10 protein-coding genes are annotated in these 15,628 nt (G+C 68.5%); 7 read left to right on the top strand and 3 right to left on the bottom strand.

Features of this window, described 5'->3' with window-relative positions; genetic code table 11:
• The first annotated feature begins 5 nt into the window (after positions 1 to 5).
• The 6 genes from SGR02S_RS04255 (at position 6) to SGR02S_RS04230 (ending at position 8,029) form a co-directional block, all read left to right on the top strand.
• A complete protein-coding gene (locus SGR02S_RS04255; RefSeq protein ID WP_067105997.1) occupies positions 6 to 1,640 on the top strand; it encodes a carboxylesterase/lipase family protein in 1,635 nt (544 codons plus the stop codon).
• Entirely contained in the window at positions 1,637 to 3,202 is a 1,566-nt protein-coding gene (locus SGR02S_RS04250; RefSeq protein ID WP_067105995.1) for an AMP-binding protein, read from the top strand. Before SGR02S_RS04255 ends, SGR02S_RS04250 begins: the two co-directional genes overlap by 4 nt.
• Positions 3,203 to 3,253: 51 nt before the next feature.
• Positions 3,254 to 3,949, top strand: a complete 696-nt coding sequence (locus tag SGR02S_RS04245) for a TetR/AcrR family transcriptional regulator (RefSeq protein ID WP_067105993.1) — start codon at positions 3,254 to 3,256, stop codon at positions 3,947 to 3,949.
• Positions 3,950 to 4,048: 99 nt separating this feature from the next.
• Positions 4,049 to 4,948, top strand: a complete 900-nt coding sequence (locus SGR02S_RS04240) for an SDR family NAD(P)-dependent oxidoreductase (protein WP_067105991.1) — start codon at positions 4,049 to 4,051, stop codon at positions 4,946 to 4,948.
• Positions 4,949 to 5,020: 72 nt separating this feature from the next.
• On the top strand, positions 5,021 to 6,685 hold the full coding sequence (locus SGR02S_RS04235; protein ID WP_067105989.1) for an MFS transporter: 1,665 nt from the start codon (positions 5,021 to 5,023) through the stop codon (positions 6,683 to 6,685).
• Between the two features lie 15 nt (positions 6,686 to 6,700).
• Positions 6,701 to 8,029, top strand: a complete 1,329-nt coding sequence (locus tag SGR02S_RS04230; protein ID WP_255211379.1) for a glycoside hydrolase family 1 protein — start codon at positions 6,701 to 6,703, stop codon at positions 8,027 to 8,029.
• A 201-nt stretch (positions 8,030 to 8,230) separates the two neighbouring features.
• On the opposite strand, the gene SGR02S_RS04225 is transcribed toward SGR02S_RS04230, so the two are convergent.
• Entirely contained in the window at positions 8,231 to 9,538 is a 1,308-nt protein-coding gene (locus SGR02S_RS04225; RefSeq protein WP_067105987.1) for a hypothetical protein, read from the bottom strand.
• A 112-nt stretch (positions 9,539 to 9,650) separates the two neighbouring features.
• On the opposite strand from SGR02S_RS04225, the gene SGR02S_RS04220 reads away from it, so the two are divergent.
• Positions 9,651 to 11,288 carry a carboxylesterase/lipase family protein gene (locus tag SGR02S_RS04220; RefSeq protein WP_067105986.1) on the top strand — a complete coding sequence of 546 codons (1,638 nt, stop codon included), beginning with the start codon at positions 9,651 to 9,653 and terminating at the stop codon, positions 11,286 to 11,288.
• Positions 11,289 to 11,348: 60 nt separating this feature from the next.
• On the opposite strand, the gene SGR02S_RS04215 is transcribed toward SGR02S_RS04220, so the two are convergent.
• Complete coding sequence (locus tag SGR02S_RS04215) at positions 11,349 to 12,527, bottom strand: lipase family protein (RefSeq protein ID WP_067105984.1); 1,179 nt, start codon at positions 12,525 to 12,527, stop codon at positions 11,349 to 11,351.
• A gap of 22 nt (positions 12,528 to 12,549) precedes the next feature.
• Positions 12,550 to 15,453, bottom strand: a complete 2,904-nt coding sequence (locus SGR02S_RS04210) for a TonB-dependent receptor domain-containing protein (RefSeq protein WP_067105982.1) — start codon at positions 15,451 to 15,453, stop codon at positions 12,550 to 12,552.
• Between the last annotated feature and the right edge of the window lie 175 nt (positions 15,454 to 15,628).

Genomic DNA, 15,628 nt, shown 5'->3' with positions numbered 1-15,628 from the left:
CGCCCATGCGTCGCCTGCGGACCCTCGCTCTCGTTCTGGCCGTCCTCCTCCCGGGGGCGGCCGCCGCGGCCGCGGAACCGGCGGTCGATGCGCCCGCGGGCGTCGTGCGCGGCGTGCAGGACCGCGATCTGCGCGTCTTTCGCGGCATCCCCTATGCCGAGCCGCCCGTCGGCGAGCGCCGCTGGCGTGCGCCGGCGCCGCTGACGCGTTGGGAGGGCACCCGCGATGCCACCCGCTTCGGCGCCGCCTGCATGCAGCCGAAGCCGCAGGCGCCCAGCATCTATGGCTGGGACCTGCCGGCGATGAGCGAGGATTGCCTGTCGCTCAACATCTGGGCGCCGCAGGATGCGCGCGGCGCGCCGGTCTTCGTCTGGATCCACGGCGGCGCGCTGGCGTCGGGGTCGGGCGCCGACCCCATTTACGACGGCAGCGCGCTCGCGCGGCGCGGCATCGTCGTGGTGTCGATCAACTATCGTCTCGGCATGTTCGGCTGGTTCGCGCACCCGGGGCTCAGTGCGGAATCGCCCGACCATGTCTCGGGCAATTACGGTCTGCTCGACCAGATCGCGGCGCTCGAATGGGTGAAGCGCAATATCGGCGCCTTCGGCGGCAATGCGGGCAATGTCACCATCGCCGGGGAATCGGCGGGCGCGCTCAGCGTCATGTATCTGATGGCGGCTCCGGCGGCGCGCGGGCTGTTCCACAAGGCGGTGGCGCAGAGCGCCTATATGGTCTCCGCGCCCGGCCTGCGCGACCGGATCAACGGCATGGTCCCTGCAGAGGTGCAGGGCGCCGAACTTGCGGCGAAGCTCGGTGCCGCCGACATCGCGGCGCTGCGCGCATTGCCGGCGGCCGACATCCCGGCCCGGGTCGCCGCGACGGGCTATTTCCCCTTTCCCAATATCGACGGCAAGACGCTGTCGCGCCAGCTCGTCGACACCTTCGATCGCGACGAACAGGCGCCGGTGCCGATTCTCGCCGGCTTCAACAGCGGCGAGATTCGCTCGCTGCGGTTCCTGCTGCCCAAACCTCCCGCCGACGCGGCCGCCTATGAAGCCACGATCCGCGCGAACTATGGCGAACTCGCCAACGCCTTCCTCGCCCGTTATCCGGCGAAGGATATCGGCGAAAGCATGCTCGCGGCGACGCGCGACGCCATGTATGGCTGGACCTCGGAGCGGCTGGTGTCGAACCAGGCGGCGCTGGGGCAGGGCGCCTATTTCTATCTTTTCGACCATGGCTATCCCGCGACCGCGCAGTGGAATCTCCACGCTTTCCACGCCGCCGAGCTGCCCTACGTGTTCGGGACCGCGGCGCGGACGCCGCCCCTGTGGCCGAAGATTCCGGACAGCCTGGCCGAGCGCAGGCTGATCGCCGCGATCGGCGATTACTGGGCCAGCTTCGCAGCGACCGGCCGACCCATTGCAAAGGGCGGGCCCGACTGGCCCGATTATGCCGACAATCGCGGTTTCCTGCACATCGCCGACACGCCGCGCGCCGGGCACAATCTGTTTCCTGGCACGGCGGCGCTGCACGAGGCGGTCGTCTGCCGCCGCCGTGCCGCCGGGGACGTGCCATGGAACTGGAATATCGGCGTCGCGTCGCCGCCGCTGCCGGCGAAGACCGAGGGCTGCCAATGATCGACGGTTCGATGCAATATTACGGCCTGACGCTCGACAAATTCCTATCCCACGCCGCCAAATGGCACCCCGATGCCGAAGTCGTGTCGGCGATGGCGGTGGGCGGCGTGCAGCGGACCGGATACGCCGCGCTGCACGACCGCGCGCGCGGCGTGTCGGGCGCGTTGTGCGCCCTCGGCATCGGCCGCGGCGACCGCGTCGCGACGCTCGCCTGGAACACGCAGGGGCATGTCGAGGCCTGGTACGGCATCATGGGCATGGGGGCGATCTGTCACACGCTGAACCCGCGCCTGACCGCGGCGCAGCTTTCCGCGATGCTCGCGCAGTCGGGGGCGGCGCTGCTGCTGGTGAGCCCCGACCTGCTGCCGCTGGCGCGCGAGGCGAGCGCGAATCTGCCGTCGCTGCGGCGCATCCTGCTGCTCGACACCGACGCGGATGAAGACGGCGCCAATGCCTTCGACCCGCTGGTCGCGGCCGCGCCGCGCGACGCGGTCTGGGGCGATTTCGCCGAGGATACGCCATCGGGGCTCTGCTTCACCTCGGGCAGCACCGGCGCGCCCAAGGGCGTCACCTATACCCATCGCGGCTGCTATCTGCACACGATGCGCCAGCTCCAGGCCGACGTGCTGGGGCCGACCGCGCGCGACGCGATCCTTGCCGTGGTGCCGATGTTCCACGCCAACGCCTGGGGATTGCCGTTCGCGGCGCCCGCGGTGGGGGCGAAGCTGGTGCTTCCGGGGCGCCAGAGCGACGGCGCGCATCTCGCGCGGCTCATCCGTTCCGAAGGCGTGACCGCTGCCGCGGGGGTGCCGACCGTCTGGCTCGGCCTCGTCGAGCATCTGGAGGCCGAGGGCGGCGACGTGCCGTCGCTCGAGCGTATCCTGGTCGGCGGGTCGCCGATGCCGCCGGCGCTGATGGACCGGATCGAGCGCCGCCTCGGCGCCGAGGTGCAGACGAGCTGGGGAATGACCGAATTGTCGCCGCTCGGCACCGCCGCGCCGCCGGGCGATCCGCATCGCAGTGCGGCCGTTTCGGGCCGTCCGGCGATCGGCATCGACCTGCTCGTCGCGGACGCCGACGGCCGCCCGCTGCCCGAGCAGCGCGGGACGGAGGGGCATCTGCGCGTGCGCGGCGGATCGGTCGTCGAACGCTATTTCGGCCAGAGCGAACCCGCCACCGACGCCGACGGCTGGTTCGACACCGGCGACCTCGCGCGGATCGACGACGCGGGAAACCTCGTCATCACCGGCCGCGCGAAGGACCTGATCAAGTCGGGCGGCGAATGGATCAATCCGGCGGAGATCGAGGCGATCGTCGGCGCGCTGCCGCAGGTGTCGCTCGCCGCCGTCATCGGGCGCCCGCATCCCAAATGGGGCGAGCGGCCGGTCCTGCTCGTCACCTGCGATGCGGCGATCAGCGACGCCGAACTGCTCGAGCCGCTCGCCGGGCGGGTCGCGTCCTGGTGGGTCCCCGACACGGTCGTGCGCCTCGACGCGATGCCGCTCGCGCCGACCGGCAAGATCGACAAAATGCAATTGCGGCTCGATTACGGACAGGTGTAGGCCGAAAGGCCCCGCCGCCCTGCGAACGAAGGTTTCGAGAGGAATAGAGATTTGGAGTCCAAGGCAAAGAGTCGGACGAAACGGCCATCGAAAGCGGAGCAGCGCGCCGAAACGATCGAGCAGATTCTCGACACCGCCGAATATCTCTTTTCGCGCAACGGCCTTTACGGAGTGACGCTCAAGGATGTCGCCAAGCGGGTGGGCGTGCATCACACGCTGCTCAACTATTATTTCGAGGACAAGAAGAAGCTGTTCGATGCGGTGTTCGCCCGCCGCGCGGTGGTGACGAGCGAGCGCCGCATGAAGGTGCTCGACGATTACGAGCGGGCGTCGGGGGGAAAGCCGACGATCGAGGGCGCGCTCCATGCCTTTCTGGACACCGACCTCGACCTTTATATCGAGGGCGGCGAGGGCTGGCGCAACTATGGGGCGCTCAGCGCGCAGGTGGCGAACACGCCCGAATGGGGCGCCGGGATGATGGACGCCCATTTCGACCCGGTCGTGCTACGGCTGATCGGCATATTGAAGAAGGCGCTGCCCGAGGCGGCGGAGGAAGACATCTTCTGGGGCTATCACTTCGTCACCGGGGCGCTGATGCTGACGCTCGCGCGCACCGGCCGCATCGACAAATTGTCGCAGGGACTTTGCCGGTCGGACGATTATGCGGCGGTCAAGCAGCGCATGGCGCGCTTCATGGCGGCGGGCTTTCGCGATATCTGCGAACAGCGCGCAAAGGATGGAGCCTAGTCAAGCGGGCGGGGTGGGGCGCTTTCCCGTCTCCCGTCTGTTTCAATTTTCATTCACTCACAAGTGAGTTATAGTAGATCGGATAACGAGAGGGGCAGGATGACGAAGGCATTGCAGGATCGAGTGGCGATCGTGACCGGTGCGGGCGGAGGGCTCGGCCGGGCGCATGCGCTGATGCTGGCGCGCCATGGCGCGTGCGTCGTCGTCAACGACAGCGACGGCGCCGCCGCCGAGCGCGTCGCTGCCGAGATCGAGGCCGCGGGCGGCCGGGCGATGGCGGCGCCGGCGTCGGTCACCGACGCGGAGCAGGTCGCGGCGATGGTCCATGCCGCGACCATGGCTTGGGGCGGCATCGACATATTGGTCAACAACGCCGGCATCCTGCGCGACAGGAGCTTCGCCAAGATGGACCTTGCCGACTTCCGCCTCGTCGTCGACGTCCACCTGATGGGCGCCGCCACCTGTTCCAAGGCGGTGTGGGACCAGATGCGCGAGCGCCGCCACGGCCGCATCGTGATGACGACATCCTCGTCGGGCCTCTACGGCAATTTCGGGCAGGCCAATTACGGCGCCGCGAAGATGGCGCTCGTCGGGCTGATGCAGACGCTCGCGCTCGAAGGCGAGAAATATGGCATCCGCGTCAACTGCCTCGCGCCCACCGCGGCGACCCGGATGACCGACGGCGTGTTGGCGCCCGACGCGCTCGCCCATCTGGCGCCCGAGGCGGTGAGTCCGGGCCTGCTCGCGCTGGTCGGCGACGATGCCCCGACGCGCACGATCCTGTGCGCGGGCGCCGGCCATTTCGCGACCGCGAACGTCACGCTGACCGATGGCGCCTTTATCGGCCGCGACGACGATGCCGCGCTGCGCGTCATCTCCGAATGGGACCGCATTTCGGATCGGCGGGGAGAGATCGTTCCCGCTTATGGTTTCACGCAGGCCGAGCGCGAACTGACGAGCGCCGGCTTCACCGCGCCGACGATGGCGGTCAACCGCTGACAATCCCCGGGAGCAGGGCGGACGGGCCGGCGAAAGAGCCCGCCGCCGCTGCCGGGAGAAAGGGAGAAGGATATGGCAACCGACAGCGAAACCCTGCCCGCCGAAGGCAAGGGCCAGAACGAGACTCTCGTCATCGCCGCCTCGTCGCTGGGGACGGTGTTCGAATGGTATGACTTCTACCTCTACGGCCTGCTCGCGAGCGCGATCTCGATGCATTTCTTCGCGGGCGTCAACGAGACGACGGGGTTCATACTCGCGCTGATGGCCTTTGCCGCCGGCTTCGCGATCCGGCCGTTCGGGGCGCTCGTCTTCGGGCGGGTCGGCGACATCGTCGGGCGCAAGAACACCTTCCTCGTCACCATGGCGATCATGGGGCTGTCGACTTTCGCGGTCGGCTTCCTGCCGTCCTACGACACGATCGGAATCGCCGCGCCGATCATCCTGATGCTGCTTCGCCTGCTCCAGGGGCTCGCGATCGGCGGTGAATATGGCGGCGCGGCGGTCTACATCGCCGAACATGCCCCGCCGGGAAAGCGCGGCTTCTACACCAGCTTCATCCAGACCACGGCGATGATCGGCCTAATCCTCGCATCGACCTTCGTCGTGTCGCTGCGCCTGTTCATGGATGCCGACAGCTTCAATGCCTGGGGCTGGCGCCTTCCCTTCATCTTCTCGATCGTGCTGCTGTCGATCGCGCTCTGGATCCGGCTCCAGCTAGAGGAAAGCCCGGTCTTCCAGCGGATGAAGCAGGCGGGCGCCACGTCGAAGGCGCCGCTGAAGGAGGCCTTCGGCGAATGGCGCAACCTGAAGATCGTGCTGATCGCGCTGTTCGGGGCGGTGGCGGGGCAGGCGGTGATCGGCTTCGCCGCGCATCTCTATCCGCTTTTCTACCTTGAGAAGATCGCGAAGGTCGACGGGGCGACGTCCAATTTCCTCGTCGCCACCGCGCTGCTGATCATCATTCCCAGCTTCGTCTTCTTCGGCTGGCTCAGCGACCGGATCGGGCGCAAGCCGATCATGATGACCGCCTGCGTCATCGCGGTCTTCACCTATTTCCCGCTCTACAAGGCGCTGGTCGCCGCGGCCAATCCGGCGATGGCGGCGGCGGTCGAGCATGCGCCGGTGCAGGTCGTCGCCGACCCGCGCGAATGCTCGTTCCAGTTCGACCCGATCGGCAAGAACAGCTTCGACCGGACGAGCTGCGACATCGTCAAGGCCTATCTGGCGCGCGGCGGGATCAACTACGCCAATGTCGATGCGCCCCCGGGCACGGTCGCGACGGTGCGGATCGGCGAGGAGAGCCACACCGCGCCCGACCCCGCGAAGCTGAAGGGCGAGGCGAAGGCCCAGGCGATCGCGGCGTTCCAGGAAGAAGTGCATGCCGGGCTTTCGCGCGCCGGCTATCCCGCCGCCGCCGATCCGGCCGCGGTCGACAAGGGGCGGGTGATCGCGATCCTCTGCGTCTTCGGCCTGCTCGCGACGATGGTCTATGGCCCGCTTGCGGCGCTGCTGGTCGAACTGTTTCCGGCGCGTATCCGCTATACCTCGCTGTCGCTGCCCTATCATATCGGCAACGGCTGGATCGGCGGCTTCATGCCGACGATCGGCTTCGCGATGGTCGCGGCGACGGGCAATATCTATCAGGGGCTGTGGTATGCGGTGGTGATCGCCGCCATCACCGCGGTCGTCGGCATCTTCTTCCTGCCCGAAACCTACAAGCGCGATATCGAAGCCTGACGAGGGAGAAGGGCCGTGGCCGAAGCGGACGGATCGATCGGGCGGCGCGACCTGATGCGGGCGGCCGCAGGGGCGGCGGCGGCGCCCGCGCTGCTGGGAAGCGCGCCGGCGCTGGCGGCGCGACGGCCGGCGCCGCCCGGCTTCCTCTGGGGCACCGCGATCTCGGCGCATCAGAGCGAGGGCAACAACACGAACAGCGACGCCTGGCTGGCAGAGAATGTCACGCCGACCCTGTTTCGGGACCGGTCGGGCGACGCATGCGACAGCTATCATCGCTTCGACGAGGATTTCGCGCTTGCCGAACGGCTGGGTTTCAACTGCTATCGGTTCGGCATCGAATGGGCGCGCATCGAACCAAGCGAAGGCCATGTCTCGAACGCCGTGCTCGACCATTATGCGCGCATGCTGGAGGCGTGCCGCGCGCGCGGGTTGCGGCCGATCGTCACGCTCAACCATTTCACGACGCCCCTGTGGTTCGCCGCTCGCGGCGGATTCGAGGTCGACGACGCGCCCCGCTTCTTCGCGCGCTATTGCCGTACCGTCGCCGAGCGGCTCGGCGGCCTGATGCATTTGGCGACGACGTTCAACGAGGCGAACATCGGCCTGCTGGTCGCGCTTTTCCCTAGGTCCGAAGCGGCGATGAAGCTGACCCGCGAAGCGAATGCCGCGGCCGTGGCCGCCACCGGGTCGCCGCGCTTCTCGCGTCTCGCCTTCGCCGATCCCGCGATCGCGACGCCGATCCTGCAGGAAGCGCACCGTCAGGCCTATGACGCGATCAAGGCCGCGCGGCCCGACCTGCCGGTGGGGATCACGCTGACCACGCAGGATATCCAGTCGACGGGCGCGCCGTCGCTGGTCGCGCATTACGAGCGGCAGCTGTACGGCGACTGGATCGACGTCGCGCGCACCCATTCCGATTTCTTCGGTGTGCAATGCTACACCCGCCTGCGGTTCGACGAGCGCGGGATGGTCGCGCCGCCAGCGGGCGCCGAACTGACGCTGTCGGGCTATGAATTTTATCCGCAGGCGCTCGCGAACACGATCCGATGGGCCCACCGCGCGATCGGCAAGCCGATCTATGTGACCGAAAGCGGCGTCGCCGTGAACGACGACCGGCGCCGCATCGCCTTCATCGACCAGGCGCTCGACGGGGTGAGGGCCTGCCTCGACGAGGGGATCGCGGTCCACAGCTATATCTATTGGTCGCTCCTCGACAATTTCGAGTGGACGTCGGGCTATTCGATCCCGTTCGGGCTCGCCACAGTCGACCGGCAGAGCTTCAGGCGCACGCCGCGCCCGAGCGCCTGGCACCTGGGCGCGATTGCCCGTGCCAATCGCATCTAGATTTCGATTGGCTTGGGATTGCCCCCTTGCGTCATTGCGAGCGGAGCGAAGCAATCCAGAGCGGTGACCGCCTGCTCTGGATTGCCGCGCGACTTCGCCGCTCGCAATGACGAAGCTTTCCGGTGGCACCACACCAAAGATGCTGCGTCGAATATCCGACTCGCCATCCTGCTCGACACGAACGGATTTGGGTGATGCAAGCTAGCGCGCGCTGTTTCGGCCGACTGCCACCAGCAGCAGTTCGCGAAAAGCCGCCGCCGCTGCGGCGACGCTTGCCGCGTCGACGCAGCGTTCGTCGTCGCCCTCGACATGGTGGAAGCGATGGACGCCGAAGACTCCCGCCACCGATGGATAGCCTGCCGCGATGATCGCGGTCAGTTCGCCCGCCGACAGCGCTTCGCTGGAATAGGGGTTTTCGAGTCCCGCCAGTCCCGCGAACAGCCGGCGCGCGGCGGGCAGCAGCGGCGGGCTGGCGACCAGATAGCGCTGCGAATCCGCGCCGCTCAGCGGGGCCAGCCCGAACAGCCCTTCGTGCCAGTCGCGCGCCGCGACATTGGCGCCGAGGTGGAGCCAGAAATGCGTCTCCGCCGGTTTCGGCGCCACCGCCTTCAGCGATTCCTCGGCGCCCAGATTCTCATATTCATGCCCGCTGTTGCACAGGAAGGCGAGGTCGTGGTCGGGCAGCAGCGCGGGGGCGGTTCGGGCGAGGTCGAGCCACGCCGCGATGCCGCCGCCGCGCTCGCCGGCGCAGCCGAACCAGCCCGAACGTGGCGTCGATATGGTGATCCAGCGCCCCTTGCCGCGATCGAGCCGGCCGATGATGTTGAAGGCGGGCCGGCGACCGCCGCGCCCGGTCAGCGTTACCGTGGCTGTGTCGTGTCGCATCGCCGCGTCGAGGAAGGGGGCAGCCCGGGCGGGCGCGAGCAGGCCGACCGGCCCCGCGAACATCGGCGTGCGGCCATCGGCGTTGAGCGCGATGACGCCGCCGGTCGGACCGTTGGTGACGATCACCGCGGCCTTCGCTCCGCCTGCGAAGGCCGCATCGATGGGTGCGCGCACCGGCCTGGCCAGCGCCGAGGACCAGCGGCCATAGGGCAGATCGACCAGCGCGACCGCCCCGGCCAGCGGCGCATCGGCGCGGCCGTGGGCATCGACGCGGACCAGCGGCCCCGACACGCCGCCCGCGGGCGTCGGGATCACGATCGGCTGGGGATGGAGCGGCGCGCGCGCGTCGCCGGCGGCGATCTCGCATTTGCCCGGTTCGAACCAGGGGACGGACAGGGCCGGCTTTTCGGTCGCGAAACCCGCGCGCGCCAGTTCGTCCGCAAGCCAATGACCGCAGGCGTCGTCACCGGGGCCGCCCGATTGTTTGTTGCCGAAGTCGATGTAGGTCGCGAGATCGGCGGCGATCGAGTCGGCCGCGCCTGCGTCATGGGCTGCTGCGGCCGGGGCGGTAAGGGGCAGCGCCGCCGCCCCGACCAGGAAGCCGCGTCGCGTCGGATCCGTCATGCTGCACCTCTCCCGTCGTCCGTTCGTCCGCACTTGATATTCACTCTCTTGTGAGCGTAAATCGACGGGCGGGCGATGGCAAGCATCGCCGCCGGGAAGAGGAACGAAAGACATGCTGCTGTCCGGACGGACCTTCGCCCTCGTCTTCGGCGCTCCGCTGCTCGGCGCCCTCGCCGCCTTCGCCGTTCCCGTCGCCGCCGCTTCCGGCCGACCGACGGCCACCGTCGCCGAGGGCCGCGTCGCCGGCAGCCTGGAGGACGGGGTCCGGGTGTTCAAGGGGCTTCCCTATGCGCTGCCGCCGGTCGGGGTGCGTCGTTGGCGCCCGCCCGCTCCGCCCGCTTCGTGGCAGGGTGCGCGCGAGGCCCACGCCTTCGGCCCCGATTGTGTGCAGCCGCCCTATCCCGCCGACAGCGTCTATTTCGAGCCGCCGCGTCCGACGAGCGAGGATTGCCTGACGCTCAACGTCTGGGCGCCGCGCAGCGCGGCGCGCGCGCCGGTGATCGTCTGGATTCACGGCGGCGCGCTCCAGCATGGCGGCAGCGCGAGCCCGATGTACGACGGGCGCGAATATGCGAAGCGCGGGATCGTCTTCGTGTCGATCAACTATCGCCTCGGCATCTTCGGCTGGCTCGCGCACCCGGGGCTCAGCGCCGAAGCGCCTGATCGTGTCTCGGGCAATTATGGTCTGCTCGACCAGATCGCGGCGCTCGAATGGGTGAAGCGCAATATCGCGGCGTTCGGCGGCGACCCGGCCAATGTCACCGCGATGGGCGAATCGGCGGGCGCGCTCAGCGTCACCTATCTGCTCGCCGCCCCGCGCGCGAAGGGGCTGTTCGGCCGCGCGATCGTCCAGAGCACCAATATGCGCGCGGTCCCGCGGCTGCGCGATCCGGCCTACGGCCTGCCGTCGGCCGAAGCGATCGGCGCCGCCTTCGCCGAAAGCGTCGGCGCGAAGAATCCCGCCGCCCTTCGCGCCCTCGACGCCGAAGCGCTGACCGCCGCGGCGCTGCGTGCGCGCTTTGCAGCGCAGCCGACGATCGACGGCGCGCTGCTTCCGGCGCAGATCGTCGACGTCTTCGATCGCGGCGAGCAGATCAAGGTGCCGGTCCTCGCCGGCTTCAACAGCGGCGAGGTGCGGAGCCAGCGCGGCCTGGTGCCCCCGGTGCCCGCCGATGCGGCGGCCTATGCCGCGGGGGCCGCCCGTCGCTACGGCGATCTCGCGCCGGCCTTCCTGCGGCTCTATCCCGCGTCCGACATGGAAGAGAGCCTGATCGCCGCGACGCGCGACATCGTCTATGGCTGGGCCGTCGAGCGGCTCGTGCGGCAGCAGACCGTGGCGGGCGTCCCCTCCTATCTCTATCTGTTCGACCATTGCTACGACGCCGCGCGGGCGCGGAAGCTGTGCGCGTTTCACGCCAGCGAGATTCCCTTCATGTTCGGCAGCATCGGTCGCGCCGTTCCACAGGCGGCAAACTGGCCGGCGGCGACGGGGGACGACGATCGCCGGCTTGCCCGGCAGATGGTCGATTATTGGTCCAGCTTCGCCGCGCGCGGCATTCCGTCGGCGGTCGGTGCGCCCGACTGGCGTCCCTATGGAGAGGAGGAATATTTCCTCGAGCTTGGCGCATCGCCGGTGCTGCGCCGCGACCCCATGCCCGGAATGTTCGAATTCCGGGAGGAGATCATGCGGCGTCAGCGCCAGAGGGGCGAACAATGGTTCGTCAATACCGGTCCCGTCGACCGCGAATAGCGCCCGCTTCGTCGGGTCATCCCGATCCGTCCGGTGCCCTCACGCGGCGAGAGCGAACGCCTAGCCGGCGGCCTGCGGACAGGTCCCCGCGATGGCGTGGCCCGCCATGACATGCTGGGCGAAGAGGCGCGAATCGGTGAAGGAGCGGTTGACCGTCCCCGAATGGTCGAGCCCCGGATAGACGTGCCATTCGATCGTCGATCCGGCGTCGCAGGCCCCGTCGACGACCGATTTCTGCATCGCGGCCGGCGTGTCGACATCCTCCGCGCCGGTGCCGATGAACACCGGCGTCGCGATGTGCAGCGTCGGATAGCCGGCGTGGGTCAGCATCGGCGCATAGGCGCGCCAGAAATCGGTCTTGAAACTGTTGGCGCGGGTCAGCCCCGCCTCGACCACCGCACCGAACATGTCGACGACGCAGGTGTCGGCCGCGCGCCGATAGAGCGGCATCGCGCGATCGGTCAGCACCGCCGTGGGATCGTATCTGGGATCGATCTGCTCCGCCGCGGAGGCGATGTAGAGCAGGTAGGCGATCAGGCGATCGACCTTGTCCCCGTCGCCGCCGCTCGTCGCGCCCGCGACGGCGAGGTTGGGCAGGCCGGTGGCGATCGTCCCGCGCACATTGACGTCGGGCGCATAGTCGGCGGCATAGCCCGCCGTCGCGAAAGCCGCGCCGGCGCCCTGCGACTGGCCGACGAGCAGCACCTTGTTGGCGAGGCCGAAATCGCCCCCCAGCACCGCACGCACCGCGTCGAGGGTCGAATAGGCGGCGGCGCGGCTGTTGAGATAGGGGTGCGGTCCGGGTCCGCCGAGCCCCTGATAGTCGGTGGCGACGATGGCATAGCCCTCGCCCAGCCAATGGTCGAGATAGGTGCGGTCGCGCGCCGAGCGCGGGTTGCGCGACGGCGCGCAATCGTCGCCGATGCCGACGGTGCCATGCGCCCAGGCAATCAGCGGCCAGCCCCCCGCGGGCGGCGTGCCCTTGGGGGTGAACAGCGCGGCGGTCACCGGCACCGTGCCGCTGCCGACGACGCCGTCGGTCGAGCCATAGCGGATCGCGAAGGCCTGCGCCGCACCGTCGAGGCCGAACTCGGGCGCGAGCGGGCCGCTTTCGATCAACGCGCCCGCTGCCGGTGCGGGCGCCGCCTGCGCGGCGGGCGCTTGCGCCGCGAGCGCCGGGGTTGCCGCTGCGAGGCCGAATGCGGCGAGAACTGCCGCCGATCGCATCCATTTCGACATAATCTGTCTCCTGTCCCGTTCTTCAGAAGCGCGCGGTGGCCGCCAGATAATAGGTGCGGCCGAGCACGTCATAGGTGCTGGCGTCGGTCTGGCCGAGCACGCCGCTGACCACCGGCGGCGTCTTGTCGAACAGATTGTTCACTCCGAAGCGCAAGCTGAAGCGCTCGGCCGGGTCGACGCGCAGCGACAGGTCGAAATAGTCGTAAGCCTTGACCCCCGGCGTCGTGCTCGCCGCGTTCGTCACCTTCGACGCGTCGATCATCGCGCCGACGTGCCGCCAGCGCACCAGCGCGTTGAAGCTGTCGGTGCCGAAGGTGAAGGAGGTCGTCGAGCGCCAGCGCGGCAGCGTGGTTCCCGATCCGATCGTGCGGCCGAAATCCTGGAACGGTCCGCCGGGAAGGTTCTGGATCTCGAATTTGTCGAGATAGTTGATCACCGACGAAATGCCGAAGCGCCCCGACCCGTCGCCGGCCCCGATATCGGCAAGGCGCACCGACCAGTCGAGCTGCACGTCGACCCCGGCGGTCTTGTAGCCGCCGAGGTTCAGATAGGGCTGCAGCGCGTTGGTGATGCCGCCCGAATTGACGTCGCGGCCGATCAGCGCGCAGAAGAAATTGTTCGCGTCATAGCCGGGGTTGCTGCCATCGGCGTTGAAGCATTTGTTGAGCGACACCGACACCGGGATCGTCGCGATCGCGTCGTCGATCGCGATATTATAGTAATCGACCGACGCGCGCAGGTTCGACAGCCAGGGCGAGGCGGCGCGCGGCGACAGCACCGCGCCGACCGTCCAGGTGTCGGCCTTTTCGGGTTTCAGATTGGCGTTGCCCGACAGGAAGGCCGCGACCTGCGTGACGTTGTTGATATAGGAGTCGGCGAGCACGTCGGGCATTCCCTGCGCGACGCAGATCGCGCGCACCTGCGCCGCGTTGGCGCCGGTACGGAACGCGCTGCGCGTGTCGCACGGATCGCCGGCGCCGTTGGCGACCGAACCGATGGTCGGGAACAGGCCGGTGGTCGCGGTGTAGAGCTCGCCGACGTTCGGCGCGCGGATCGCGCGCTGATAGCCGCCGCGCAGGCGCACGCCGTCGACCACGGTCCAGTCGACATCGACCTTGTAGGTCGAAACCCCGCCGCTCTGCTTGTAGTCCGAATAGCGATAGGCGGCGTCGATCGTGAGGTCCTGAATCAGCGGAATGTCGTGGAGCAGCGGGATCAGCAGTTCGGCATAGGCTTCCTTCGCGCTCGTCGAACCCGCGGTCGGCGAGGTGCGCGCGATGGCGACGATGTTGCCCGTGATCTGCTCGGGATCGGGGGTGAAGGCGAATTCATTGTGGCGATAGCCGACGCCCGCCGCGAAGCGCAGTTCGCCCGCGGGAAGCTGCGCGATGCCGCCCTGCAGGTTGAACTCGACCACGTCCTGCTTCGTTTCGGTGCGGTTGCGCGTCACGCCGCTGATGAAGGCGACGCATTCGGGCGAATTGGTGACCGCGAACGGATTATAGCCGCCGGAGCAGATCGACGCGCCGCCGTCGGCCGCCGATGCCAGTTGCTGCACCTTGCTGGTGAAGACCGAGCCGTAGGAGATGTCGTCGACGATGCTCTTGCCGGTCGATCCGTACAGCTCCCAGGTGATGCCGCTGCCGCCGAAGGACCCCGATGCGCCGCCGAGGATCTGCCACGTCGTCGCCTCGTGATCGACGCTGCGCGGACCGGCTTCGCTATAGCGCTTGGTCACGACGACCGGTGCGGTCGGGTCGGTGCGCGAATCGAGGATGGGGTTCAGCGCGGCCGGGATGAACGGATTCGACCGCGGAACGCGGATCGTCCACAGCCCGGCGTTCGGGGCGGGATCCTGGATCGTCGTCGAGGTATAGTCGGTATAGAGGCCCTGGACGAACAGCTTGATAGTATCGCTCGCCTCGAAGGTCGCGCGGCCGAAGGTCGAGATGCGCTCGAGCGGAATCTGGGTGTAGGTCGTCGACGGCACCTGCAGCAGCGCCTGCCCGTTATTGTAGAGATAGGGCTCATCGTCGCGATAATTATAGACGCCGCGCCCGTTGGCGAAGAGCGTGCCGTCCGCATTGACCCCGATCCCCGACGAGGGGAGCACCGATCCCGGCGCGATACCATAGGCGGCGAAGGCGTCGTTGAGCGCGCCCTGGCTGGCGGGGTTCGCGCCCGGGGTGAAGATACCGAACGGGATCGTCCCCGACACGCCCTGATTCCGGCGGAAGAAGGCGCGGCTGTTGATGTTGACCGCATCGCGGTCGGTATAGGCGGCGCCGACGATGATGCGGCCGCGGCCGTCGGCGAAGCGGGTGCCGGCGCCGATCGAAATCTCGCGAATGCCGCCGTCGCCGCGCTCGGTCAGCGTGTTCTGGCCCGAAATCTCGATCCCGTCGAGGTCGCGCACCTTGAAGTTGACGACGCCGGAGATGGCGTCGGAGCCATAGACGGCCGAGGCGCCGCCGCTGATGATCTCGGTCCCGCCGACGAGGATCGATGGGATGGTGTTGATGTCGATGACCTGGCTCGAGTTCGACGGCTGCAGGCGACGGCCGTCGAGCAGCACGAGGTTGCGCTGCGCGCCGAGGCCGCGAAGATTGAGCGTCGCCTGCCCGGTCGCGTTGAGGTCGTTCGAGAAGGCGGTCGAGCCCGCCGAGAATTGCGGAAGCTGGTTGAGCGCGCCTTCGAGCGTTGCCTGTCCGGTCGCCGCGACGGCGTCGGCGCCCAGCGTGACGATCGGGCTCGCCGCCTCGAAGTCGCGCCGCGCGATTCGCGATCCGGTGACGACGATCTCGCTCGGGGCCGCCCCGGCCGTCGCTTCGCCGCCGCCCGGCCCATCCTGCGCGAGGGCGGGGGCGCCGGTGAGCGCCAAGGCCGACGCCGAAACCACGAGCAACAATTTGCGATTGTCCAACATTTTGAAGAGCCCTTCCCTGTTTGCCGGCAACGGCGGTGCGGGCTTGGCCGGTCGGGCGCGCCCCTCGTCATTATCGGTCGCTGCCATGCATGATTACGATACAATCATGCATCGAAAGGGGCTTTGGCGTAGAATCGGTGCGGGTGTCAAGCCTCGAACGGGGCGAGGGCGAGGG

The sequence above is a fragment of the Sphingopyxis granuli NBRC 100800 genome, assembly GCF_001591045.1.
Classification (GTDB): Bacteria; Pseudomonadota; Alphaproteobacteria; order Sphingomonadales; family Sphingomonadaceae; genus Sphingopyxis; species Sphingopyxis granuli.
The sequence above is the reverse complement of the archived record's forward strand: the minus strand, read 5'-3'. Positions and strand labels throughout refer to the sequence as shown.